Source organism: Brevibacillus reuszeri, assembly GCF_001187725.1.
GTDB classification, from domain to species: domain Bacteria; phylum Bacillota; class Bacilli; order Brevibacillales; family Brevibacillaceae; genus Brevibacillus; species Brevibacillus reuszeri.
This window is the reverse complement of record NZ_LGIQ01000017.1, coordinates 294738-317576: the sequence shown is the minus strand read 5'-3', so window position 1 is coordinate 317576 and position 22839 is coordinate 294738. Positions and strand designations below refer to the sequence as shown.

The 22839-nt window shown below is 49.2% G+C and carries 19 protein-coding genes and 1 pseudogene; 13 read left to right on the top strand and 7 right to left on the bottom strand.

Annotated features, from left to right (window positions below):
* Positions 1 to 3: 3 nt before the first annotated feature.
* The 4 genes from ADS79_RS32960 (at position 4) to nagA (ending at position 5309) form a co-directional block, all read left to right on the top strand.
* Positions 4 to 1719, top strand: a complete 1716-nt coding sequence (locus tag ADS79_RS32960) for an ABC transporter ATP-binding protein (RefSeq protein WP_049742715.1) — start codon at positions 4 to 6, stop codon at positions 1717 to 1719.
* Positions 1720 to 1955: 236 nt separating this feature from the next.
* Positions 1956 to 3002 (top strand): VOC family protein, encoded by a 1047-nt coding sequence (locus ADS79_RS34775; protein WP_084766172.1) that lies wholly within the window; start codon positions 1956 to 1958, stop codon positions 3000 to 3002.
* A 30-nt stretch (positions 3003 to 3032) separates the two neighbouring features.
* On the top strand, positions 3033 to 4121 hold the full coding sequence (locus ADS79_RS32950; RefSeq protein WP_049742714.1) for an NAD(P)H-dependent flavin oxidoreductase: 1089 nt from the start codon (positions 3033 to 3035) through the stop codon (positions 4119 to 4121).
* A gap of 24 nt (positions 4122 to 4145) precedes the next feature.
* The gene (nagA, locus tag ADS79_RS32945; protein ID WP_049742713.1) at positions 4146 to 5309 is read left to right on the top strand and encodes an N-acetylglucosamine-6-phosphate deacetylase; all 1164 of its coding nucleotides are present in this window, start codon (positions 4146 to 4148) and stop codon (positions 5307 to 5309) included.
* Between the two features lie 62 nt (positions 5310 to 5371).
* On the opposite strand, the gene ADS79_RS32940 is transcribed toward nagA, so the two are convergent.
* Positions 5372 to 6259 (bottom strand): LysR family transcriptional regulator, encoded by an 888-nt coding sequence (locus ADS79_RS32940; protein ID WP_049742712.1) that lies wholly within the window; start codon positions 6257 to 6259, stop codon positions 5372 to 5374.
* 157 nt (positions 6260 to 6416) lie between these two features.
* Between ADS79_RS32940 and ADS79_RS32935 the strand changes: the two genes are divergently transcribed.
* Positions 6417 to 7004, top strand: a complete 588-nt coding sequence (locus tag ADS79_RS32935; RefSeq protein ID WP_049742711.1) for a DJ-1/PfpI family protein — start codon at positions 6417 to 6419, stop codon at positions 7002 to 7004.
* A 69-nt stretch (positions 7005 to 7073) separates the two neighbouring features.
* Here the strand turns inward: ADS79_RS32935 and ADS79_RS32930 are convergent, their stop codons facing one another.
* Positions 7074 to 8927, bottom strand: a complete 1854-nt coding sequence (locus ADS79_RS32930; protein ID WP_049742710.1) for an SgrR family transcriptional regulator — start codon at positions 8925 to 8927, stop codon at positions 7074 to 7076.
* Positions 8928 to 9066: 139 nt separating this feature from the next.
* On the opposite strand from ADS79_RS32930, the gene ADS79_RS32925 reads away from it, so the two are divergent.
* Complete coding sequence (locus tag ADS79_RS32925) at positions 9067 to 10311, top strand: MDR family MFS transporter (protein ID WP_049742709.1); 1245 nt, start codon at positions 9067 to 9069, stop codon at positions 10309 to 10311.
* Between the two features lie 14 nt (positions 10312 to 10325).
* Positions 10326 to 10589, top strand: a pseudogene (locus ADS79_RS32920) (isocitrate lyase/phosphoenolpyruvate mutase family protein); the annotation flags it as partial.
* A gap of 110 nt (positions 10590 to 10699) precedes the next feature.
* Here the strand turns inward: ADS79_RS32920 and ADS79_RS32915 are convergent.
* Positions 10700 to 11071: a VOC family protein gene (locus ADS79_RS32915; RefSeq protein ID WP_049742708.1), complete on the bottom strand. Its 372-nt coding sequence runs from the start codon at positions 11069 to 11071 to the stop codon at positions 10700 to 10702.
* Positions 11072 to 11116: 45 nt separating this feature from the next.
* On the bottom strand, positions 11117 to 11797 hold the full coding sequence (gene nfi / locus ADS79_RS32910) for a deoxyribonuclease V (RefSeq protein ID WP_049742808.1): 681 nt from the start codon (positions 11795 to 11797) through the stop codon (positions 11117 to 11119).
* A gap of 249 nt (positions 11798 to 12046) precedes the next feature.
* Here nfi and ADS79_RS32905 point away from each other — a divergent pair, with 249 nt between their 5' ends.
* The 3 genes from ADS79_RS32905 to imm47 all read left to right on the top strand — a co-directional run bounded on the left by ADS79_RS32905 (position 12047) and on the right by imm47 (position 16536).
* Positions 12047 to 14719: a winged helix-turn-helix domain-containing protein gene (locus ADS79_RS32905; RefSeq protein ID WP_049742707.1), complete on the top strand. Its 2673-nt coding sequence runs from the start codon at positions 12047 to 12049 to the stop codon at positions 14717 to 14719.
* 87 nt (positions 14720 to 14806) lie between these two features.
* Positions 14807 to 15718 (top strand): NAD(P)-dependent alcohol dehydrogenase, encoded by a 912-nt coding sequence (locus tag ADS79_RS32900; protein WP_049742706.1) that lies wholly within the window; start codon positions 14807 to 14809, stop codon positions 15716 to 15718.
* 23 nt (positions 15719 to 15741) lie between these two features.
* On the top strand, positions 15742 to 16536 hold the full coding sequence (gene imm47, locus ADS79_RS32895; protein ID WP_049742705.1) for an Imm47 family immunity protein: 795 nt from the start codon (positions 15742 to 15744) through the stop codon (positions 16534 to 16536).
* A gap of 12 nt (positions 16537 to 16548) precedes the next feature.
* Here the strand turns inward: imm47 and ADS79_RS32890 are convergent, their stop codons facing one another.
* Positions 16549 to 16965, bottom strand: coding sequence for a hypothetical protein (locus ADS79_RS32890; RefSeq protein ID WP_049742704.1), 417 nt, complete (start codon positions 16963 to 16965; stop codon positions 16549 to 16551).
* A 154-nt stretch (positions 16966 to 17119) separates the two neighbouring features.
* On the opposite strand from ADS79_RS32890, the gene ADS79_RS32885 reads away from it, so the two are divergent.
* Positions 17120 to 17599: a GyrI-like domain-containing protein gene (locus ADS79_RS32885; protein WP_049742703.1), complete on the top strand. Its 480-nt coding sequence runs from the start codon at positions 17120 to 17122 to the stop codon at positions 17597 to 17599.
* A gap of 70 nt (positions 17600 to 17669) precedes the next feature.
* Here ADS79_RS32885 and mle read toward each other — a convergent pair whose 3' ends face one another.
* Positions 17670 to 18524 (bottom strand): alpha/beta fold macrolide esterase, encoded by an 855-nt coding sequence (mle, locus tag ADS79_RS32880; protein ID WP_049742702.1) that lies wholly within the window; start codon positions 18522 to 18524, stop codon positions 17670 to 17672.
* A 374-nt stretch (positions 18525 to 18898) separates the two neighbouring features.
* On the opposite strand from mle, the gene rbsK reads away from it, so the two are divergent.
* The gene (gene rbsK / locus ADS79_RS32875) at positions 18899 to 19801 is read left to right on the top strand and encodes a ribokinase (RefSeq protein WP_049742701.1); all 903 of its coding nucleotides are present in this window, start codon (positions 18899 to 18901) and stop codon (positions 19799 to 19801) included.
* Positions 19802 to 19870: 69 nt separating this feature from the next.
* Here the strand turns inward: rbsK and ADS79_RS32870 are convergent, their stop codons facing one another.
* A complete protein-coding gene (locus ADS79_RS32870; RefSeq protein WP_049742700.1) occupies positions 19871 to 20413 on the bottom strand; it encodes a PadR family transcriptional regulator in 543 nt (180 codons plus the stop codon).
* Between the two features lie 258 nt (positions 20414 to 20671).
* On the opposite strand from ADS79_RS32870, the gene ADS79_RS32865 reads away from it, so the two are divergent.
* Complete coding sequence (locus ADS79_RS32865) at positions 20672 to 22813, top strand: ATP-dependent Clp protease ATP-binding subunit (RefSeq protein ID WP_049742699.1); 2142 nt, start codon at positions 20672 to 20674, stop codon at positions 22811 to 22813.
* Positions 22814 to 22839 lie beyond the last annotated feature (26 nt).

The following is a 22839-nucleotide window of genomic DNA, read 5'->3' as shown; positions in this document are numbered from 1 at the left end:
TACATGCTACGCCGGTTCTTTGCTTATTACAGACCTTATATGGGGCTATTCATTCTTGATTTTTCATGCGCCATTTTAGCAGCGTTATTAGAGCTTGCCTTTCCTCTTGCTGTCAATCGGGTAGTAGATGACCTGCTGCCTAGCGGGGACTGGAAGCTGATCCTGTATGCGTGCCTGATGCTTTTAGGGATTTACGTCGTCAGTGCCGCGCTTCATTTTGTCGTTACATATTGGGGGCACAAGCTGGGGATCAACATCGAGTCGGACATGCGCAAGAAGCTGTTCGATCGGGTACAAAAGCTATCGTTCCGATTTTTTGATAACAACAAAACCGGTCATCTGGTTTCGCGGATGACGAATGATCTCATGGACATTGGCGAAATCGCTCACCATGGGCCAGAGGATTTGTTTATTGCGATTATGACCTTGACGGGTGCTTTTGGAATCATGCTGAGCATCAACTGGCAACTGGCGGTTCTCACCTTTATTATCGTGCCGTTGATGATTTACTTGTCTATGTACTTTAGCCGCAAAATGTCGAGAGCGTTTGATCGTATGTTCAAGGATATCGCTGATTACAACTCGCGCGTCGAGAATAATGTCAGTGGAATCCGCGTTGTTCAAGCGTTTGCGAACGAAAATCATGAAATCAAGCGTTTTGCACAAAACAACGAGCGCTTCCGTTTTACCAAGCTGATCACGTATCGCATCATGGCGTGGAATTCCTCGCTCAGCTTTATTTTGATGAAGCTCGTATCCTTGTTTGTGCTCGTTTGCGGTACGTGGTTTGTCATCGCTGGTGAAATGACGTACGGGGAGTTCATCGCCTTTGTCATGCTGTCCAACGTGTTTTTAGGGCCGATTAAACAAATTAACTCCGTCATTGAGACCTATCCAAAAGGCGTGGCAGGGTTCAAGCGTTATTTGGAGCTTTTGGAGACAGAGCCGGATGTGGCAGATTCGCCAAATGCGAAAGCAATCAGCAAGGTGCGTGGAGATATTCGCTTCGCGGACGTTACCTTTGGCTATGAAAACAAAGATAAGGTACTGCGTGATGTTTCGCTAACGATCCATGCTGGAGAAACCGTTGCATTGGTAGGTCCATCCGGTGCAGGGAAAACGACATTGTGCAGCCTGCTGCCACGTTTTTATGATGTGGACGCGGGAAGCATCTCGATTGATGGCATGAACATCCGCGAAATGACCTTGGAGTCGCTGCGCTCTCATATCGGAATCGTGCAGCAGGAGGTTTTCCTGTTCGATGGCAGTATTCGGGAGAACATCATGTACGGCAAGCTTGGCGCTACTGATCAGGAGATCTGGGATGCCGCAAGAAGGGCGCAGCTGGAGGAGCTGATTCTCTCTCTGCCAGAAGGCTTGGATACTATGATCGGCGAGCGGGGCGTGAAGCTGTCTGGCGGTCAAAAGCAACGCCTGTCTATTGCCCGGATGTTCCTGAAAAATCCTCCGATTCTCATTTTGGATGAGGCCACCTCTGCACTTGATACAGAGACCGAGTCTGCCATCCAGCAGGCCTTGTCGGAGTTGTCGCAAGGGCGTACCACACTTGTGATTGCACACCGACTGGCGACGATCAAAAATGCAGACCGAATTATTGTAGTAGCAGAAAATGGCATCGCGGAGCAAGGCAAGCATGATGAGCTGCTGCAAAATCAGGGTGTATATAATCGTCTCCATCAGGCACAATTCGGCTCGTAATGCTTCTTAATAGAACAAAACATGGGCGCTTCCACATCCAGGTGGGAGCGCTCGTTTGTTTTTGCGTAAAAACGCAGAGGGGGATATTGGGAAAAGATTGTATAATGAGTGATGTAGGGAACTGCCGCTCAAGCAACCGAAAACACTTTCACATGGGTTGAATGCGGGAAGGATGCTTGCCTTTTGCTATAATAGCGAATAAGAGAATGTCGCAAGCAGCAAGGGAGTGGGAAAAAGTGATTGATAGATTGGACCATTTGGTTTTGACGGTACGAGATATCGAAGCTACTTGCCGCTTTTACGAGCAAGTGTTGGGAATGAAGGCGGTCACGTTTGGAGAAGGCAGAAGAGCGCTCCAGTATGGCCAGCAAAAAATAAACCTGCATCAGGTCGGACACGAGTTTGAGCCGAAAGCAATGCACCCTGTCAGCGGTTCTGCCGATCTCTGTTTCATCGCTTCGGCCCCATTGGAGCAGGTGATTCAGTCGATGAAAGAACATGGCGTCGAGATTGTGGAGGGGCCAGTACAGAAGACGGGGGCGATGGGGCCGATTTTGTCCGTCTACATGCGCGATCCAGATCATAATCTCATCGAGGTTTCCAATTATTTGACACCGATGCTTACTCGTGTAAATCCACCAGACGATCCACTGCTAACCGATATAGCAAAAGTTTTTCACCAGAGAGAGAGCGGAATCATGGGCGCGCAAAGGACAGGCGTATTCAGCGTGCTGCTGCCTTTGGTCAAAATGGAAGATGGCCGGCTGGGCGTCTTGTTTGAAAAGCGGGCAAGCACGATGCGCAGGCAAGCCAACGAGGTTTGTTTTCCAGGAGGCAAGGCTGAGGACGGCGACGACTCGCGCTGGATGACTGCACGCCGTGAAACGAGTGAGGAGCTGGGCTTGCCGCTCGAGCATATTCACTATATGGGTGAGCTGGATATGCTGACGGGGCCAGGGTCAGCGACCATCTATCCGTTTGTGGGCTATGTGGAAGGGATAGCAAACATGCAGCCGAACCCGGAAGAGGTCGGAGATGTGTTTATCATCCCGCTGGATACATTGCGTGTGACGCAGCCAGCGACGTATCGCTCTACCGTATCGACAGAGCCTGAAGACGATTTTCCCTTTCATCTTATCCCGGGTGGCAAGCGTTATCCGTGGCGTGCAGGTACAATTGAGCATTTGTTTTATGAGATTGACGGCCGGGTGATCTGGGGCTTGACTGCACGGGTATTGGCGCATTTTTTGGAGCTGATTCAGTCAGACGAAGCGTTTTCGTAAGCCAAATATCGATCAAGGAGCGGATGCGGCATGTGGTCCTCAAATCCAGTAGCAACTCGTTTACAAATAAACTGGCCAATCATTCAGGCGCCAATGGCAGGCGGAGCGACGACCCCCGCTTTGGTTGCGGCTGTTTCCAAAGCAGGTGGACTAGGCTCGTTAGGGGCTGCCTACATGAGTGCGGAGCAGATACGAGTGGCAATTCGCTCGATCCGAGAAATAACAGACAAGCCCTTTGCGGTGAGTTTGTTTATACCCGAGGCGTTTGACCCGAACGAGGAGATTGCTTCCGGGGTCGCTTCGGAAATGAATGGGGTGCGAGATGAGCTGGGTATTCCGCATGATCCTCACGTGTCCCGCTTTACGGAGCCGTTTGAGGAGCAGATGGCGGTCGTGCTGGAGGAAAAGGTACCTGTGTTCAGCTTTACGTTCGGGCTGTTGGAGCAGCGCTGGCTTGCCGAGCTGAAGAAGCAGGGAACAACAGTCATCGGTACAGCGACAACAACGCGTGAGGCGGTCGCCTTGGAGGCAAGCGGTGTCGACATGATTGCAGCACAAGGTAGTGAGGCGGGGGGGCACCGGGGCTCCTTTTTACCAGATTCTCCGAGCAATTTGGTTGGTACGATGGCACTCGTTCCGCAGCTGGTGGACCGTGTAAAGATTCCGGTCATTGCTGCTGGCGGAATTATGGACGGGCGCGGGATTGCTGCAGCACTGGCATTAGGAGCAGGGGCAGCACAGCTTGGTACCGCCTTTTTGACATGTACGGAAAGTGGTGCACATGCTCTGCACAAAGCGGCGCTTGGGGAGACCCCGGATGAGCAGATCGTGCTGACACGTGCTTTCTCCGGGAAGTGGGCGAGAGGGATACAAAATGAATTCATGACGAGGTTATCGCCTCATGATCATGAATTGCCTTCCTATCCCATCCAAAATGCCTTGACCAAAGACATACGGGCTGCGGCGGGGAAAAATCAGCGAGGCGAATACATGTCGATGTGGGCTGGTCAAGCCGCATCTTTGACTCGGGACATGAGCGCGAGCGAGCTGTTGCTGCAGCTGGTAGCAGAAACCGAGCAGGTCGTGAGCAGGTTATATAAATCGGAGACAGACAGGTAGCTAGTCTTCATGGGAGGAACGGGAATGAACCAGGAGTTTGGTCTGCGCGGTGCAGTGATTGCAAATGGCGCTGAAATAACGGATGGACTCGTCGTCATTGAGGGGAGCACTATTCGTTTTGCTGGCGAAGCGAGGGAGTTTAGCGGTGAGCTGCCTGAATCAATCATTCAGGTAGACGGTTGGATTTGTCCGGGGTTTATGGACATTCACATGCATGGAATTGATGGACACGATACGATGGACGGGACACCCGAATCTCTGCAAGCGATCTCCAAGGCATTGACGAGATTTGGGGTAACTTCTTTTTTGGCAACGACCATGACTGCCCCTTATGAACAGATTGAGCCAGTGCTCGCAAGTATTGCCCAGAGTAGTCGTTTGGGACTGGATGGTGCAGAAGTCGTAGGTATTCATCTGGAGGGGCCGTGGATCAATCCGCTCTATAAAGGAGCGCAAAAGGAAGAGAATATTTCTTTGCCAAAGCTTGCGGCAGTACGCAGATTATATGAGCTGGCAGAGGGGCTGATCAAGGTCGTCACAATCGCGCCGGAGCAGCCAGAGGCACTCGATGCGATTGCCTGGCTGAAAGAGCAGGGCGTGATCGTATCAGCAGGGCATACAGGTGCAAGCTTTGCTCAGGCGACGCAAGCTGTCGAGGCGGGCGTACGCCATTTCACCCACTGCTTCAATGCCATGACAGGACTGCATCATCGGGAGCCTGGAGTTGTCGGTGCCGCCATGTATCATGAGCAGCTCAGCACGGAGCTGATCGCAGATGGGATTCATGTGCATCCAGCCGTGATGAACATCCTGTACCGCGTTAAAACGGCAGGACGTCTAGCGCTCGTCAGCGACTCGATGCGAGCGGCTGCGATGGGAGAAGGTTCGTATGACCTGGGGGGACAGGAAGTGCATGTTCACGAGAATCAGGCCAAGCTCGCTGACGGGACCCTCGCAGGTAGCATCCTGACGCTTAATCGCGCGGTGTGCAATATGGTGACGCTTAGCAAGGTTCCTTTGCCAGAAGCGGTAGAAATGGCTTCGCATACGCCTGCAACCATTTTGGGCTTAGGAGAGCGAAAAGGTCGTCTTGCAGCCGGCTATGATGCCGATATTACGGTTTTGGATCAGCAGTTTCATGTAAACATGACCTTTGTAGCCGGGAAGAGAGTTTACCAGAGGGCATAGTCTATGGGACAAAAAACAGTCTGGGATTTTTCTCAGACTGTTTTTGCTTGAAGCAGGCTGGCTCATGTCCAATTGGCAGCGTGCTTGTCCGTAATCTCGATGAACTTGCGCATAGCGGCGGTCACTCGTTTATTTTTATGATAGGAAAGCTGCGTGTAAAATGAGTCTAGTAGCTTTTCTTCCGCGATCATGGATAAGCTGCCTTGCTCGATTTCATTTTTCACGGTATAAAGCGGTAAAAGAGAAATGCCTAGTCCATTCATGACGCATTTTTTAATCGTCTCCATGCTGGAAAAAGACAATGGATTCCCATAGGTGAACTGTTTTTGCCGCAAGTATTTCTCGAAGCCCATTGTAAAGCTACAGCCTTTTTCACTGAGAATGATCGTTTCTGGCGCAGGTGGATGTGAAAAGGTCGCTGGCGACAATGCCGACTCGGGAGCACCGATGATGACCATCGTTTCTTTTTTCAGGTTCGTAACGATCAGGTTAGGGTCTGTGATAGCAGGCTCGATGGTAAAGACCAGGTCAACCTCGCCAGTATGCAGCATTCCGCGCAGCTCATTGCATATGGCATTCTTTAAAAAGATATTTACGCCGGGATAGCTTCTCTTGAATTCTTTTAAAATTTCTCCCAGCCGATAAATGGAGAGAGATTCGGCTGCACCAATGACAATATCCCCTGAGATCCCCGTTTGCTCAGCTGCGAGGCTCCTGATTTCCTTGTACGTATCCAGCATTTTGCGGGCATAGGGTACCAGCTCTCTGCCGAAATTCGTCAAAATCACTTTTTTCCCCAATCGGTCGAACAACGGTGAGCCTAATTCATCCTCAAGGATTTGGATGTGCGAGGTAATCGTGGACTGTGCGTAACCGAGCTGCTCGGATGCTGTTGTAAATTTGCCCGTATCCACAATCGCCAGGAACGTCTGCAAATGTCTGATTTCCATGAAATCCATCCTTTTTGAACGAATGAAAATGTATATTCATTTATCATATCAGATTATTCGATCATTCTCTTCAGTTGTTTCAATTTTACTGATGACAGAGGCAGCTCGTATACTTAACAGCAACAAGACCCATGAGGGAAAAGGGAGCTGCAGAGGAATGAAAAAAGTATGCTTGTTGTTGGCTGACGGATTTGAAGCAGTGGAAGCAAGTGTTTTTACAGATGTGATCGGATGGAACAAGTCGCTGGGAGACGGTACGACACAGCTGGTTACGGTCGGGCTGCATGATCAGCTGCAATGCACCTTCAATTTTACGGTCATTCCTGAATTACAAGTAAGTGACATGAATATAGACGAATTTGATGCACTCGCAATTCCAGGGGGATTTGAAGAGGCGGGGTTTTATGAGGATGCGTACAGCGAACCGTTTTTAGGCGTCATCAGAGAATTTGAGCGACAAGGAAAGATTATTGCCTCTATCTGTGTCGGGGCGCTCCCTGTTGGCAAGAGTGGAATTCTTGTCGGGAGAGAGGGGACTACGTACAATTTAGGAGAAGGACGCAGACAAAAGCAGCTGGCTGAGTTTGGGGTGAAGGTTGCCCCTGATCAACCCATCGTGGTAGACGGGAATATCATTACCTCCTACAATCCGTCTACCGCTTTCGATGTTGCATTCAAGCTGCTGGAGATGCTTACGACCAAGGAAAATTGCGTACATGTCAAGCGGCTCATGGGTTTTGTATAGGTCGCACGGAAAAAACAAAGCTACAGCCGGGAAAAGGCTGTGGCTTTTTGCTTTCGCGTTCTTGCGCTGCTACGGGCTAGTGCCATCCGATTTGTGAGGATGAAACCAGATCTTGTGAAAGTCCAGCCACCCTGACGAATTGATTGTCACACCGCGCACCGATTTGTGGAAGGATGTCTGGGATTTCTTTTGAACCAGATAGAGGACGGCGCGATGATTCAGGATACGCGTCTCTGCATGGGCAAGCAGGCTCCTTCGTGCCACTTCACTTGGTTCCCGAAAAATGGATGTCGTCACTTTGCTGATTTCCTTTGCCAACGGTTCATCAAAGGCGGGGAGGAAGTAATTTTTCTGGATGTACATTTCCAGCTCGCTGATCTCGTCATTGCTGAACACATTCCCAAACAATTGACAATCATGCTCCGGCAAGCCGTCACGTGTCGCGAATTCAGCCTGATCCCTCACCTCGACCTCCAGATTGATGCCAAATCGCAGACAGCGCTCCTTTATCCAAAGCGCGTCGGGTTCATGATAGGCCGTGGCTACTAAACGGAGCACTTCTCCACGATACCCGCTGTCCGCTATGAGTGTCATGATTTCTGCATGCTGGAGAGGTACGGTTTTTCTTCGGCTTTTCTCCGTTGCTGGATTGAATGGACGAAAACCAGTTGCCGGATAAATCCGGTCACCGCCCAAATCGGCTATCATCTGCTCACGATCGATAAGATGGTCGAGCGCAAGGCGAAATTTGGGATGACTATGTGGACCGTTCTTCCATTGGTTAAAGACGAGGATATTACAGCAGGAAAAGAACGTTTCGAGATTACACCACTCGGCACTGCCATTCACAACCGCTTCTCGCAAAGCCTCGGCTCTTGTGGTGACACCATGGGAAACGATGACGGAAGTCCAGTCCGGCTCTTTTATTCGCCCTGATTCCAATTCGGGGAAGGTGAGCACCTCTACCCGATCAAGCTGAGGCCTTCCTAAAAAATGAGCGGGAAAAGCCTCCAATACACACAAGTCTTCCTTGAAGCGAGCCAGCTGAAAAGGTCCGGTTCCCACTGGCTTTTGTGCAAAGGAAGGCTCCCCCTGGCGCACGATATCCTCGGGGACGATGCTGGTCGGAACGGTTGTCAATAAACGTAAAAATAAATGATTCGGCTCTTTTAAACGAATTCGTACCGTTTTCGGATTGATCGCTTCGAGCTGTGCAATGTCTTGCACCATCCAGCTTGCCTCAAAGCGTTCAGGATGAAGCCGAAGCCGATCCAGTGAAAAGATGACATCCTGGGCAGTCAGCTCGCGTCCATGATGGAACAGCACATTTTTGCGCAGATGAAACGTCCATTCACACTGATCAGGACTGGTTTCCCATGAATGCGCGATGCAAGGATGGATTGTTTTTGTTTCATGATCGTAAGTAACCAATGTATTGAATAGCTGTCCGGCCAAATGTGCATCGAAATGATAATAAACCAAGGCTGGATCAAGCGTGACGATTTTACGGTAGACAGGAAAACGCAAGGTGTCGTGAACCGTGTTTGCTTTATCCTGTGTTGAAAAGCCCATTCCTTCTGACAGCCAATCCATAAACTGATCCTTGCTCGTGGGGCTGCCGAAGCGGTTCATCAGCTCCATGGCTTCCTTTACATCCCCCTGCTCCATTCGCAGCTTCACTTCCGCCAAAAGGACGTCCGTAGAGGCAATGAGAAAGGTCAGCATCGAAGTATTCCCGCGCCCCCGGCCAGCCTGCCACTCGATCCAGCCTTCCTCGCACAGCTTGCGTACGATCAGCTTGGCATAGCGCGGGGTACAGTGCCATATGCCTGTCAGCTTGTCGATTGTGACTGAAAAAGGATGTCCGATTTCCAACGTGTTAAAAAATGAACGAAGCTCTAAAAAATGCAGAACTGATGCCATAGTGGACTCCTTTGCTTGAGCTAAAAGGTGATGCAATTCAATCAAATCATACCCTTTTTCCCCTTTTTTAGATAGATATACTGAAGGGGAAGGGAAAGAAGCTTATAGAGACGAGTGGGAGACGAATGGAGAGGGTCATATGATTTTCAAAACGTTGTTTCACAAGGCGCAATTTCATCCGGTTGCATGGGGTGTCATCATTGGAACCTTTTTGTCACGGACAGGGTTTTTTATGACGCTTCCGTTTTTGGGGATTTACTTAGGAAAGGAAAAAGGCATTGATCCGGCAACCGTAGGAGCTATTTTAGCCATAAGCTTGCTGGTCGGCACAGTTAGCAGCTTTGCTGGCGGGGCACTCTCTGACCGATTGGGCAGGTATCCTGTCATGATCACGGCGATGGGGGCGTGGAGCCTGGTCCTGGTCGGATTTGCTTTTGCCAGTGAAACGTGGATTTTCTTTGTTCTTAGTGCGTTAAACGGCCTGTTCCGGAATGTGTTTGAACCGACAGCACGGGCTTTACTTGCTGACGTCACGCCTGAGGATCGGCGCACGGATGCTTTCAATGCCAGATACTTTGCCATCAATTTAGGCGGTGCGATTGGCCCGCTGATTGGCTTGAAGCTGGGGGCAGGCAGCTCCTCGTCGCTGCTGCCGTTTCTGGTGAGTGCCATTATTTTTGCGTTATATGCGGTTTTGCTGGTGGTCTTTATGCTCCTGTTCAAGCTGGAGGCGAAAGAAAAGTCTGCTGTGGTTTCGATCAATCAGATGGCGCGAATCGTATTTACTGATAAAGTCTTTCTTTACTTTCTACTCGGCAATATTTTCGTTGCGGGAGCTTATTCCCATCTGGATACGACACTGTCCCAATACATTGGGCATGATCGGGTAGAGGCATACTCATTTCTGTTTATTGTCAATACTCTGGCGGTACTGATCTTTCAATATCCATTGGCTAGGCTGATGAAGCGCTTCTCGTCGCTCGCGGCATTGAAGATCGGATGTCTCTTTTTCGGGTTAGGGCTTTTCGGCTTCGGAATTTTTGACAATCTGTTTCTGCTCGCTTGTTCGATGGTCGTGTTTACGATTGGAGAAATCCTGTGCTTTGTAGTTGGAGACGTACTGATTGGGGAGATTGCCCCTGGACATTTGCGCGGAGCCTATTACGGAGCAAGTGGATTTGCCTTTATCGGACAGAGTGCAAGTGCTTGGGTTGGCGGCATTCTGCTGAAGTATTTGGGATTTGACCAGGGGCCGCTCATTTTCGCTATTCTCATGCTGCTGACCTTCATCGCGTTCCCGTTCTATCAGCGAGGTCAGCATATTTTGGAGCAACGACAAAAACTAAAAGTCAGCTGTGAAAAGACAACAGAAGCCATCGTTTGAAAAGGAGAGTCTTTATGAATAAAATCAAGCAATTTTGCGCGCTTCACAACACCCCGGATATTTTGTTTTTAGGGAATGCCTGGGATGTGCTTTCTGCCCGGACGTTGGAGAAGAGCGGCTTTCAAGCCATTGGCACGACAAGCTGGGGAATTGCCGCCTCACTAGGCTATGCAGATGGGGAAAATATTGATTTCGGACTCCATCTGTCTATTATCAAAATGATTGTAGATCATGTTCAGATACCAGTTTCCGCTGATATAGAAGCGGGGTATGGGGAAGCAGCTCCTCCTTGTACGAGTTGAAAACAGAGTTGTAGAAGAAGGGAGTGGGCAAAGGTGCATGCCGTAGAAGGAATCATGTACCCTTGCCTTTTTTATGTATCATAAGCCTACTCATTTTTTTGAATGACTCCCAGCATGTTATCATTGGGGTCAAAAAACTTCAGAACCCAGCCAAAGCCATCGTTTTGATAATGAGTAATCGTAACCTTTTGGGCCAGCAGGTGATCATACAGGGAATGAATATCAGCAGTAGTGAACAGGAAAACAGGCATGGGCTGACTGTCGACGGTAAAGGTGGCGGAGGTCTTGTCAGCTGTTTCCCATAACATTAGAGTCGGCCCAGTAGACAAGGCGAGAAAAGCTGATTGATCAAATTCAGCTTGCAAAGAAAAACCCAAATGCTCACAATACCAGTCAATAGCTGCATGCAGATTTTTGACAGGGATTTGTACGTGAAGCAAGGCTGCGATATGGGACATGACAAAGGCCTCCTATATATTGTATCAACGATTTGACTTCAAGCGTCATTCGCTTGGTTGACGAATCGTTTGATTCACGAGCTGATCCGCAAGCCTGGTAGTTTCCGGTAGACGATAGTTCGGCGAGAGCTTTATGATCCAGTCGCAGGCGGTTTGCAAAGAAATGCGATGACCGACGGATACGTAGATCGGCTTCGTATTCGCTTGTGTTCGCAAGACACCTCCGACTACTTCGTCCTGATCGATCAAGGGCGAAACCGCACCTCTGATCTGGTCAGGCTCTGTATACTCCCCCAGCAGTCTCGTTTTTCCACAGCCGATAGTAGGGATATCGAACAAAACACCTAAATGACTGGCGAGTCCAAATCTTCTCGGGTGAGCAATTCCTTGTCCATCACAGACAACCAGGTCTGGTGAAGTCGTGACTTGTTTGAATGCCATGATGATCGGGGGCAGCTCGCGAAACGAGAACAAGCCTGGTATGTATGGGAAGTGAACAGTGTCTTTTACAACCACAGATTCTACGACGTTCAGTGAGTGGGCATCCAGAATGACGATTGCAGCGATTAAAGCATCACTCTCTTTGGCATAGGCCACATCTACGCCGGCAATATAGCGGATCGTGGTGAATTGATCTTCTTTGATCACTGTTTTTCCCAGTGTTTGCTGGGTTTGCATGGCTTCCTCTTCGCTTAAATCCCAGCGATGATGCAACATTGGCTCCATGGTCGGTTCACCTTTTTCGGTCATCAATTTGCGCATGGCGTTCCCTTATTGTACCAGATCATTTCCATAATCAGGGGACGGGCGAAACGAAACTTGCTAGAATAAAGAGGAAAGGAGTTTTAACATGACCATCGCGAGAGAAAAAGAGGAGATACCTTATCAGCCGTTTCTGTGCGTTATAACGTATTGAAAGCGATATAACATACGATCAAGTGCTGAGAACGAGCGCAGAAGGGTGGTTATGAACCGATGTCCACGCCTCTTCTATCCACAAAGCTGTATGTTCCACCGAGACGACCCAAAACGGTCCTTCGTCCGCGATTAGTTGAACGGCTGAATGAGGGGCTGCATCGCAGATTAACACTCGTGACAGCTCCGGCAGGGTTTGGAAAGACGACGCTTGTCAGTGAATGGCTAGCGGAATGCGATCGACCTATTGCCTGGTTGTCGCTGGATGAGAACGATAGGGATCCAGCACGCTTTTTACGATATGTATGCGCAGCTTTGCAAACGATCGGGGTCAGGGTGGAAGCAGATATAGTGGGGGCTCTTCAAGCTCCGCAGCCGCCATCCATGGAAGCTATTTTGACTGTATTGCTTAATCAAATAGCGGCCAGTCCAGAGTATTTTGTCCTCGTCCTTGACGACTACCATTCTGCCCAATCCAAATCAATCGACCAGCTCATCACCTTTATCCTCGCACATCTGCCGCCGCACATGCATGTGATTATCACAACTCGGAAGGACCCGGATTTTTCGCTTGCCAGACTTCGCGCCAGGAGCCAACTGACCGAGCTTCGCGCCCCTGAATTGCGATTTACGTTCGCTGAGGCAGACGCATTCTTCAGGGAAGTGATGAGTGTTACCCTTTCATCTGAAGAGATGGCTCTGCTTGAAGCGCGGACAGAAGGCTGGATTGCGGGATTGCAATTAGCAGCTCTTTCTATGCAGGGCCAGGAGGATGCAAGCAGTGTGATTCAAACGTTTAGCGGGAGTCATCACTTTGTCGTGGATTATTTGATGGAGGAGGTGCTCCAGCAGCAGCCTGTCAGTGTGCAATCATTTTTACTACGTACATCGATTCTGGAGCGTATGTGCGGACCGCTTTGCGATGCTGTGCTTGGTAGTACAGTAGGGGAACAAGATGGAGCTTTTGCTTCGGGGCAAGAAATGCTGGAGTCTCTTACGCATGCCAACCTGTTCCTCGTACCGCTGGATCATGACAGGAGATGGTATCGCTATCACCATCTTTTTGTGGACATGCTTCGGGAGCGATTGCAGCAGAGCCGGCAGGCTAAGAGAACAATTACGGATGAGAGCGTTGCCGATTTGCATATTCGTGCCAGTGAATGGTATGAAGTGAATGGGCTTGAGCTGGAAGCCTTCCAGCATGCGATCGCTGCTCATGATACAAAACGTGCTACTCGACTGGCAGAGGGAGAGGGAATGCCCTTGCTTTTTCGCGGTGAGGTGTTTCCTGTCATGAATTGGTTGCAAGCCTTGCCTGTGGGAGAGCTGGATAAAAGGCCATCCTTGTGGGTGATGTATGCTTCTGGACTGCTGATGATGGGGCAAACGAACGATGCCGAGCACAAGCTGAAAGCGGCTGAGCTTGCCCTAGGTGGTAGCAGGCAAGGGGAAGAGAATCGGGATGTGATCGGACATATCGCAGCCATCCGTGCCACGATGGCTGTCAGCAAGCATCAGGCGGAAACGATCAGAGAGGAGTCCAACCGTGCCATTCAATACTTGCATTCAAATAACCTGCCTGTTCGGGCAGCCGCCATGTGGACGCTCGGATATGCCTATCAACTCCAAGGCGAGCGAATCGCCGCGAGCGAGGCCTATACGGAAGCTTTAGCTATCAGCCAAAAGATCGGGCATACCCTCGTCTCCATGATGGCTAGGATTGGGCTGGGAAAAGTGCAGGAAGCGGAAAATCAGCTTATTGCAGCAGCCAAGATGTATCGTTTGGCAGGGGCGCTCGCAGGTAATCCTCCGCTTCCGGCTGCGTCTGAAGCATACTTGGGTTTGGCGCGTATTTATTATGAATGGAATGATTTGGTGGCTGCACGGCAGCATGGAGAAAAAGCTGTTCAGCTGGCCCGGCAACTCGAGCATACGGACAGAGGCATTGCCTGTGAGGTATTTCTTGCCAAACAAAAGCTTGCAATTGGAGAGGTGAGCGCTGCAGCGGTGATGTTGGACAGGGCAGATCGAGTTGCTCGCAAGCAGCAATTCGTTGCGCAGTTGTCTAGCATAGCGGAAGCGCGAATAGTTGTAGCGCTTCGGCAAGGCAATGTGGCAGTAGCTGCCGATCTGGCGCAGCGGCAAGGGCTTCGCACAGGACAAGCGCGTGTGCATCTGGCCCAAGGAGATACAGCGGCTGCATTGGAGATATTGGAATCGGTGCGAAAAGAGGTGGGAGTCCAGGGTTTGGAGAGTGAGTCTCTCAAAACTGCGGTTCTTTTTGCGGCAGCCTGCTATGCACATGGCCAGAAGCACAAAGGTGCGAGCGTATTGAAAGCTGCGCTGGCAATTACTGAGCCTGAGGGCTTCGTACGGACCTTCATCGACGAGGGCTTCCCGATGGCCCAGTTGTTGCGTGAGGTCGCAGCTACGGATGGTTCTTCGGAATACCTTTGCAAGCTGCTCGCCGCATGTGAAGCAGAGTGGAAAGATGATGACAAAAAGGGGCAGCAGCCTGTTGAGTCTGTCTCTTCTCTTATCGAGCCGCTAAGCCCCAGAGAACTGGAAATACTGGAGCTGCTCGCGCGAGGTCTCTCGAATCAGGAAATAAGTGAGAGGTTGTTTCTCGCGCTGAGTACTGTGAAAGGGTACAACCGGAACCTGTTTGACAAGCTGCAAGTAAAGCGGCGAACAGAGGCAGTCGCTCGTGCACGTCAGCTTGGTTTTGTGTAATCCTCCTTTTTTCATACTTAAGTAGCTATTAGGTTATTGGGAACTGCACATATACTGATCCCAAACGAAGAGGTTTGGGGGAACACCATGAAAGCGATTGTTTGCACCAAATATGGATCACCGGAGGTACTACAGCTGCAAAAGCTCCAAAAGCCTGTTCCGAGAAATAATGAAGTCCTCATAAAGGTTCGGGCGACAACAGTAAGCTCTGGAGATTGCCGGATACGCAGCTTTCAAAGCCCGCTTTTGTACTGGATTCCGATGCGCATTGCTTTAGGTCTGCGAAAGCCAAGAAAACCAATACTCGGGACGGAGCTATCGGGAGAGGTAATAGCTGTGGGGAGCGATGTCCAGCGATTTCAGGTCGGAGATCAGATTTTTGCCTTTACAGGTATGGGGCTAGGCGCCCATGCTGAATATATTTGCTTGCCGGAAGACGGGCTGTTGGCAACCAAACCGACCAATGCGACTTTTGAGGAAGCTGCGTCCGTATTGTTTGGAGGAACGGCAGCCTTGTACTTTCTGAGGAAAGCAAAAATCCAGCGTGGACAAAAAGTGCTGATCTTTGGCGCATCTGGTTCAGTTGGGACCTCAGGGGTACAGCTCGCCAAGTACTTTGGGGCAGAGGTTATCGGGGTATGCAGTACAGCCAACGTAGAGATGGTCAAAGCACTCGGAGCCGATCATATAGTGGATTACACCAAAGAGGATTTTACAAAAAGCCAAGAGCGCTACGATGTGATCTTTGATGCAGTAGGTAAAAGTGAGAAAGTGGCCTGCAAAAAGGTAATGAAGGCGAAAGGGACGTATGTAACCGTAGAAGGCAGCGGGATGGCAAGGGTGCGTCTGGAGGATGTTTTGACGCTAAAGCAGCTGATAGAGTCCGGTCAGTTCAAAGCGGTCATAGACCGATGCTATTCGTTGGAACAAATGCGAGAGGCTCACACGTACGTTGAAAAAGGGCATAAAAAGGGAAATGTCGTAATTACCGTTAAGTAAAACGTAGAGAGGAAGGGAAGAGCATGACAACCGTACAAAATGTATGGAATAGCAGCTGGTTTGGAGAAAAACCAACCTCTACCGTGGCGGAGCTGACCCAAAAATTACGGGAAGCAATGACAGAAAAAGAGATGCTGTTTCTGCTGATCGAGTTATATAAAGCGGGTGACTTTACGCAGAAGCCACTCCTCATACAGCTCATGAATCATACGAAAGACGAGGCTATACTGAATCTTTGTATTCGCCTCTTTTTTTCGATTTGCACACATGAGGATGTACGTGAGACAAATAACCTGCGCTTTTTACAGGATGCATCGGAATTTATCGTAAATACCTTTGCGTCAGCAGCGCCGACGTCTCTTTCACCAGAAGTTATTCCGTACTTGTTGGCTTTGCTGGAAGAGTGGGATGACATTCCTGATACATCCGTCATCATCCGCGACTCGATCGATTCCTTTCTCTCCTTCGAAAATCAGTACGGCGAAGAAGCGACAATCGAGCAAATAGCGGAGTGTTTTCTGGATTTCGGTGATGAGAATGAGGGAGAGATGTATTATTTTGATCAAAAGCCAGCTTTTCCTGGCGACTTGACCAAGCCATTGATCCACAGAGTTTTTATCGCTGCCAATAACGAGGAGCGACTCCAAATGGAAGTGATTCCTTCGTTATTGTCCATATGGTCTGGCAAGAAGGTGCCTGGTGAATACGACACGGTTATTACGGCAAGCAATTATCAGAGCTTCATCAGCTATGTTGAGGGACTCGCCAACCAGAGCTGGGAGAAGGGGCGCAAGTATTTCTACGGCCATCCATTATGAAAAAAGGCTGGATTACTCGGTTGCATGTTCTCCCATTTCTTGCAGGATATCAACATGGTCTATCTCCCACGTAAAGAAGGAGCGCTTCTGTAGCGTGAAAACGAGAGTGCCGTTGTATATGTTTTGAATCGAATTGTCTGGTTGGTATTGAATGACCTCGAAGGTAGCGATCACCTGAGCTTGGTCTTTAAGAGGAGATGCTTCTTTGATCTTGATATAGGGTTTTCCTAGGTGATGATCCTCCGTGAATGTAAAAAATGATGCAATCTTATCGATGTCTGTTTTAGCAAGCGGCAAATGTTCTGAGGTGAACCCGATTTTTTCTATGGTAGTCTCAACCACATCTGTTGGAGAGGTTCTACCAAATAGAAAAAAAGTGATAACAACCAACAAACACATGACAGAGATCCATTGTATTCTTTTCTTCATTTCATTCCCCTTTCTCACTACTATTCTCGACATGTCAATAAGTCTAGGCAATGGATATCCTGGCAGTCCATTTGCTATAATGCTCCCAAGCAATTCGAATACGGGCAGGAAGTAGGACCGTTTCCTACGCTATTCAAAGGGGGACAAACAAGCTATGGACGTTCGGATTATGGAGAGAGAGGCGTTTATTGTTGTCGGCAAGTCCAGACAAGTCAATTGCTTGAATGAGGAGCATCCACAGCGAATTTCCGAGTTTTGGGCGGAGAGTCACCAAGATGGCACGCTGGAAGAGCTGGTCCGCATCGGTACGACCGGGGAATTGTTCGGCGTATGTGTGGACATGCAGCCCGACCAAGGAGTTCTCACCTACATGATCGCTTGTGTGGCAGATCGAGCCTTGGATGAATCAAGCTTCACGTCGTTTACGATTCCCACTGCGACCTGGGCGGTTTTTACCTCGACAGGACCATTGCCGGGCGCGATTCAACAAGCTTTTGGCTACGCTTTTCAGGAGTGGCTGCCAGCTTCCGAATATCGACATGCTCCGGCTCCCGATCTGGAGGTATACCCCTCAGGTGATACGATGGCAGCAGATTATCGGTGCGAGGTCTGGATACCGATTGTGAAAAAATAAGGGAGAAGCCGGCTGCAGATAGCAGTCGGCTTCCTTGTTAACCAAAGAGTTATGGTCATGCATTACGTCATTACGAAACTTGCGTATGCGAGAAAATTGCCTGAATGATTTGATCCCAGTCGTCGCTGTGAACTTCATGGCCGGTTCCATCCAGAGTAAGTAACGTAGCTTGAGGAATCTCCTCTGCCAGCGCAAGACCGTGAGCATAGGGAAGGATCGTATCATCTGTTCCGTGGATCACCAGTGTCGGAACACGAATTTCATTTGTTTTGCCTTCATAAAAATCGTCACCTGTGAGTAAGGCATGATTAAACATACTCAACAGTTGGTTAGCTCGTTTGATTTCTGTTGTTACTTGCTTGTGAGCACGCTCCTCATCGAACTTTCGCTTGGAACCACTGATCAAGCGAGAGCCTGAAACCAGGTAATGGGCAACTGCTTCGTCATCGGACCAATCCAGCGTGCCAGCCTTTGCATGAAAGGCAAGAATTCGTTCGTCCATTGGCGGCAAATTTCTTGTATTGTCATCCGAGCCAAAAAAGCTGGAAGCGATCAGGGTCATTGTCAGCATTCGATCTGGATGCTTGATCGCGATGACCTGTGCAATCATACCGCCGAGCGACATGCCTACGATGTGGGCTTGAGCAATTCCGTAGGCATCGAGAACGCCAACAGCATCATCTGCCAGATCAGCCACGGTATAATGCGAAGTTCCTGGATCATACGTCACGGAACGTCCTACATCCCGATTGTCGAAACGAATCACGTATCTTCCGGTGTCCGCCAAACGCTGGCAAAATTCTTCATCCCAATAAATCATGGAGCACGTAGCCCCCATGATCAGCAAAATGGCAGGATGCGCCGGGTTGCCAAAAGCCTCGCTGCAAATTTCAACTCCATGGATGATATGAATCTGTTCTCTCATCATGATCTCCTCGTTTCATTCGATTTGCGTGTATACAAAAGAGCACATTCAAATAAACCCACTCGTTTTACGGAAAAAAGTGAGCAAACATGAACAAACCTTTTGATTAGCGCAAACGAATGAACTTGATAATCATGCCGAACAGCTCCTTTACCAAAAGAATGAGGGATGCGCCCTCGCTTTGATTATAGCATGGAATCGAGGCGGACAGTTTATTGAAAGACGTATCTGTCGATGTTATCATTAACGATTGGGTACAGTAGAGCATTTGGCTGATTTCATCAGGAAGGAAGCCGCGCGCAATAAGAAGAGTTTCTACATAGGCAGAGATGTTTGCGTATAGAGAAGGCTAAGGACGAGGGAGGTTGCGAATCGTGAAAATCGTAGTAGTCGGAAGCATCAACATGGATCTTGTCACTCATGTGCATCATCTGCCAAAAGCGGGTGAAACGATATCCAGTCATTCCTTTCAATTGATTCCGGGTGGAAAGGGAGCTAATCAGGCGGTTGCCGCAGCAAGGCTGGGAGCGCATGTTTCCATGATCGGGATGGTTGGCAGCGATGAAAATGGATCGATCTTGCTCTCTGGCATGTCAGATTCAAAGGTTCATCTAGAAGGGGTTTCACGGCAGGGAACCACAGGGATGGCTTTTATTAATGTCAGCGATGATGGAGAAAATAACATCGTGCTTGTGCCAGGCGCCAATGCCTTGGTAAGTGTCGAGCATATTGAGCAAAATATCGCACTATTGGAGCAAAGTGACGTGATCCTGCTCCAGCTGGAAATTCCGCTAGCTGTCGTTTCGCATGTAGCCAAGCGTGCAAAGGAAATGGGCAAGCTCGTTATTTTAAATCCGGCGCCAGCATGCGAGCTACCGCATGAGCTGCTGCGTGCAGTACATACGGTTACGCCAAACGAGACTGAGCTGGAGATTTTGACTGGCTTGCCAGTACGCACGATAGAGGAAGTACAGGCAGCAGCCCGCAAGCTGCTGGAGCGTGGGCCGCAGCGGGCGATCGTGACGATAGGGGAAAAGGGAGCATTGCTTGTGACGGCAGACAAAGCGTCGCACATTCCTGCGTACCGTGTGGAGCCAGTGGATACAACTGCTGCCGGTGATTCGTATACGGCTGCATTTGCTGTTGGCCTGACAAAAGGCATGTCAGAAGAGGAAGCAGCGAGCTTCGCCAGCAAAGTAGCGGCGATTGTCGTAACGAAGGAAGGCGCCCAGCCGTCCCTCCCAACCCTGGAAGAAGTAAATTCCTACATCTTCTAAAGCTTAGCTGCCCAAACGAAGGAATAGAAAAACGAGTCCTGGAGATCAGTTCCGGGACTCGTTTTTTTGTCATGCACGCTTTTTCAATAAATCCATGACCCATTCACACCAGTGAATATCGTCTTTCATGCGGCGAGCACCCCAGGAAAGCAAAATGTAATCACCAAAGGAAGGATGGTCCGGATGATCGGGGACACCTTCACCTTCTGTTGTGAGTTCCTTTATGTAATCCTCATACATTTGAAGTTGTTCTTTGCAATGGTCCATTCGCTCTGTGAAGATCGCATTCGCCATTTTCTCGTCGGCGAGCCATAGACAATATGCCTTCAAGACGAGCTCATCACGCACCACAGGTTCAACTGCTGGTTGACCAAGCCATAGCTTTAACGCAATCTGTCCTTTCTCCGTGATGGAGTAAACCTTCTTATCTGGCCGATCCGTTTGATGAACGCGAGTGAACTCCAGATAGCCTTCTTGTTCGAGCTTGGCCAAAAGCGGATATATCTGACTGTGCTTGGCCTGCCAAAATGGCTGCAGCTGGAGCATCAAATCGTAGCCAGAGCTAGGCGTTCGGGCAACCAGCCCGAGGAGTCCATATGCGAGTGTATTCAAGTGAAGAGCCCCCTGACATTTATCTATCTCATGATCATTATAGGAAGGGATCCAGAGTGAGGCAATAGAGGAAAGTCCTACGTCTCTAGGTTTTCCGAAAGGATTTTTTTAATTCCAAGCAATTCCTCTTGAAAGTCAAAGAAGGTCAAATTATAATGAAATCAGCGAAGGTCAGAAATGGTCAAATAGAAGTTTCCCTTTCGCAGAGAAAGTAAAAAGAATCTACAATACCAATTGAGTATGTAGGGGGTAAAAATGATGCAATGTGAAATCTGTAAACAACGTCAAGCAACGATCTCGGTTCATATAAAGCTGAAAGATCAGCAGCAAAAATACAATCTGTGCAATGAATGCAATAGCAAGCTGAGCAATAAAATGGGGATTAGTATGGGCTTCAGTCCATTTTCCTCCTTCTCCGGACTGGATGAATTCTTCCAAAGCTTTGCCAAATCGGCGGCAGGTCAAGGTCAATCCGGTTTCCAACCACAGTCCCAGGCACAAGCAGCTGACCGCGGAGGCATTTTAGATGATCTGGGTCGTAATCTTAACGATGCAGCACGTGCAGGCTTGATTGATCCCGTCATTGGTCGTGAACAGGAAATCGAGCGTGTGATTGAAATCTTGAATCGCCGCAATAAAAATAACCCGGTTCTGATTGGTGAGCCAGGGGTAGGAAAAACAGCCATTGCCGAAGGGCTTGCTTTGCGAATTACGGAAGGGCAAGTACCTGCCAAGCTGAAAAACAAGCAGGTCTATATTCTCGATGTCGCTTCACTCGTAGCGGGTACCGGAATTCGCGGTCAGTTTGAGGAGAAAGTCAAACAAGTCATTGCCGAGCTGCAAAAGCGTAAAAACGTGATCTTGTTTGTGGATGAAATTCATCTGCTTGTAGGCGCAGGATCAGCAGAAGGCTCCATGGATGCGGGCAATATTTTGAAGCCAGCTTTAGCACGTGGGGAGCTGCAATTGATTGGGGCAACCACATTAAAAGAGTACCGTGTAATTGAAAAAGATGCGGCTCTGGAACGCAGACTCCAGCCTGTCATCGTAAAAGAGCCAAGTGTAGAAGCGGCGATGGAGATTTTGCGAGGATTGCGTCCGAAATATGAGGCGTTTCACAATGTTTCTTATTCGGATGATGTGATTCGAGCCTGTGTCGAGTATTCTCACCGTTATATCCAGGATCGTTTTCTCCCGGATAAAGCGATTGACTTGATGGATGAAGCAGGCTCTCGACTCAATCTGCGCTCTGCCACTCAGGGTACAGCAGAAATGCAAGATCGTCTGCAGCAAATCGCAATCGAGAAAAACGAGGCTACCCAGCAGGAAGAGTATGAACGTGCAGCCCGTCTGCGTGATGAAGAAGCACGCATCCTTGAAAAAATGGATCAACTGGACAAAGCCGAGCAGCGTTCGTCTGTAGAGGTAGCGGATATTCAGGAAATGATCGAACAGAAGACAGGGATTCCTGTTCGCAAGCTGCAAAGCGATGAGCAAGCGAAAATGAAAAATTTGGCGGCTCATCTGGAAACAAAAGTTATCGGTCAATCGGAAGCCGTAACCTCTGTAGCCAAAGCGATTCGTCGCAGCCGTGCAGGGCTGAAGCCAAAAAATAGACCGATTGCCTCGTTCTTGTTCGTAGGGCCAACCGGTGTTGGGAAAACCGAGCTATCAAAAGCGTTGGCAGAAGAGCTGTTCGGCACTCCAGATTCCATGATTCGCCTGGACATGAGCGAATATATGGAGAAGCATTCCGTCTCCAAGCTGATCGGTTCACCTCCAGGCTATGTAGGACATGAAGAGGCTGGCCAGTTGACTGAGCGTGTACGTCGCAGCCCATACAGCATCATTTTGCTGGATGAAATCGAAAAAGCGCACCCAGATGTGCAGCACATGTTCCTGCAAATTTTAGAGGATGGTCGTTTGACAGACAGCCAAGGACGTACAGTAAGCTTCAAGGAAACGGTCATTATCGCGACCAGTAATGCTGGTGTGAGCGAACGAAAAATCGAGGTTGGTTTTGGGGCAAAAGCACCGAAACCTGCGACTGTACTCGATTCACTCGCTGGATTCTTCAAACCAGAGTTTTTGAACCGCTTTGACTCCATCATTTCCTTTACACACCTGGAAAAAATGGATTTGGTCAAAATCGTTGACCTCCTCCTGCAGGATGTAAAGGCAAGTCTTCACGAACAAGGCATGGAAATGAGCATTACCGATGCGGCAAAGGAAAAGCTGGTCGAGCTGGGCTACAATCCTTCCTTTGGTGCACGTCCTCTGCGCAGAGTGATTCAGCAATACGTAGAGGATGGCATTGCCGATCTGGTGATTGATGAGGAAAATGTGAGTGAGATCGTCATTGAAGTAGAAGACGATACGATTCGCGTGAAAAAAGCATAACGATTTGCCTCTAGGCTAGACACCCC

What these genes read in the sequence shown, in the direction of transcription:
- ADS79_RS32960 (WP_049742715.1), top strand. Translation starts at nt 4, where the DNA reads ATGCTACGCCGGTTCTTTGCTTATTACAGACCTTATATGGGGCTATTC.
- ADS79_RS32950 (WP_049742714.1), top strand. Translation starts at nt 3,033, where the DNA reads ATGTGGTCCTCAAATCCAGTAGCAACTCGTTTACAAATAAACTGGCCA.
- nagA (WP_049742713.1), top strand. Translation starts at nt 4,146, where the DNA reads ATGAACCAGGAGTTTGGTCTGCGCGGTGCAGTGATTGCAAATGGCGCT.
- ADS79_RS32940 (WP_049742712.1), bottom strand. Translation starts at nt 6,259, where the DNA reads ATGGAAATCAGACATTTGCAGACGTTCCTGGCGATTGTGGATACGGGC.
- ADS79_RS32935 (WP_049742711.1), top strand. Translation starts at nt 6,417, where the DNA reads ATGAAAAAAGTATGCTTGTTGTTGGCTGACGGATTTGAAGCAGTGGAA.
- ADS79_RS32930 (WP_049742710.1), bottom strand. Translation starts at nt 8,927, where the DNA reads ATGGCATCAGTTCTGCATTTTTTAGAGCTTCGTTCATTTTTTAACACG.
- ADS79_RS32925 (WP_049742709.1), top strand. Translation starts at nt 9,067, where the DNA reads ATGATTTTCAAAACGTTGTTTCACAAGGCGCAATTTCATCCGGTTGCA.
- ADS79_RS32915 (WP_049742708.1), bottom strand. Translation starts at nt 11,071, where the DNA reads ATGTCCCATATCGCAGCCTTGCTTCACGTACAAATCCCTGTCAAAAAT.
- nfi (WP_049742808.1), bottom strand. Translation starts at nt 11,797, where the DNA reads ATGGAGCCAATGTTGCATCATCGCTGGGATTTAAGCGAAGAGGAAGCC.
- ADS79_RS32905 (WP_049742707.1), top strand. Translation starts at nt 12,047, where the DNA reads ATGTCCACGCCTCTTCTATCCACAAAGCTGTATGTTCCACCGAGACGA.
- ADS79_RS32900 (WP_049742706.1), top strand. Translation starts at nt 14,807, where the DNA reads ATGAAAGCGATTGTTTGCACCAAATATGGATCACCGGAGGTACTACAG.
- imm47 (WP_049742705.1), top strand. Translation starts at nt 15,742, where the DNA reads ATGACAACCGTACAAAATGTATGGAATAGCAGCTGGTTTGGAGAAAAA.
- ADS79_RS32890 (WP_049742704.1), bottom strand. Translation starts at nt 16,965, where the DNA reads ATGAAGAAAAGAATACAATGGATCTCTGTCATGTGTTTGTTGGTTGTT.
- ADS79_RS32885 (WP_049742703.1), top strand. Translation starts at nt 17,120, where the DNA reads ATGGACGTTCGGATTATGGAGAGAGAGGCGTTTATTGTTGTCGGCAAG.
- mle (WP_049742702.1), bottom strand. Translation starts at nt 18,524, where the DNA reads ATGAGAGAACAGATTCATATCATCCATGGAGTTGAAATTTGCAGCGAG.
- ADS79_RS32865 (WP_049742699.1), top strand. Translation starts at nt 20,672, where the DNA reads ATGCAATGTGAAATCTGTAAACAACGTCAAGCAACGATCTCGGTTCAT.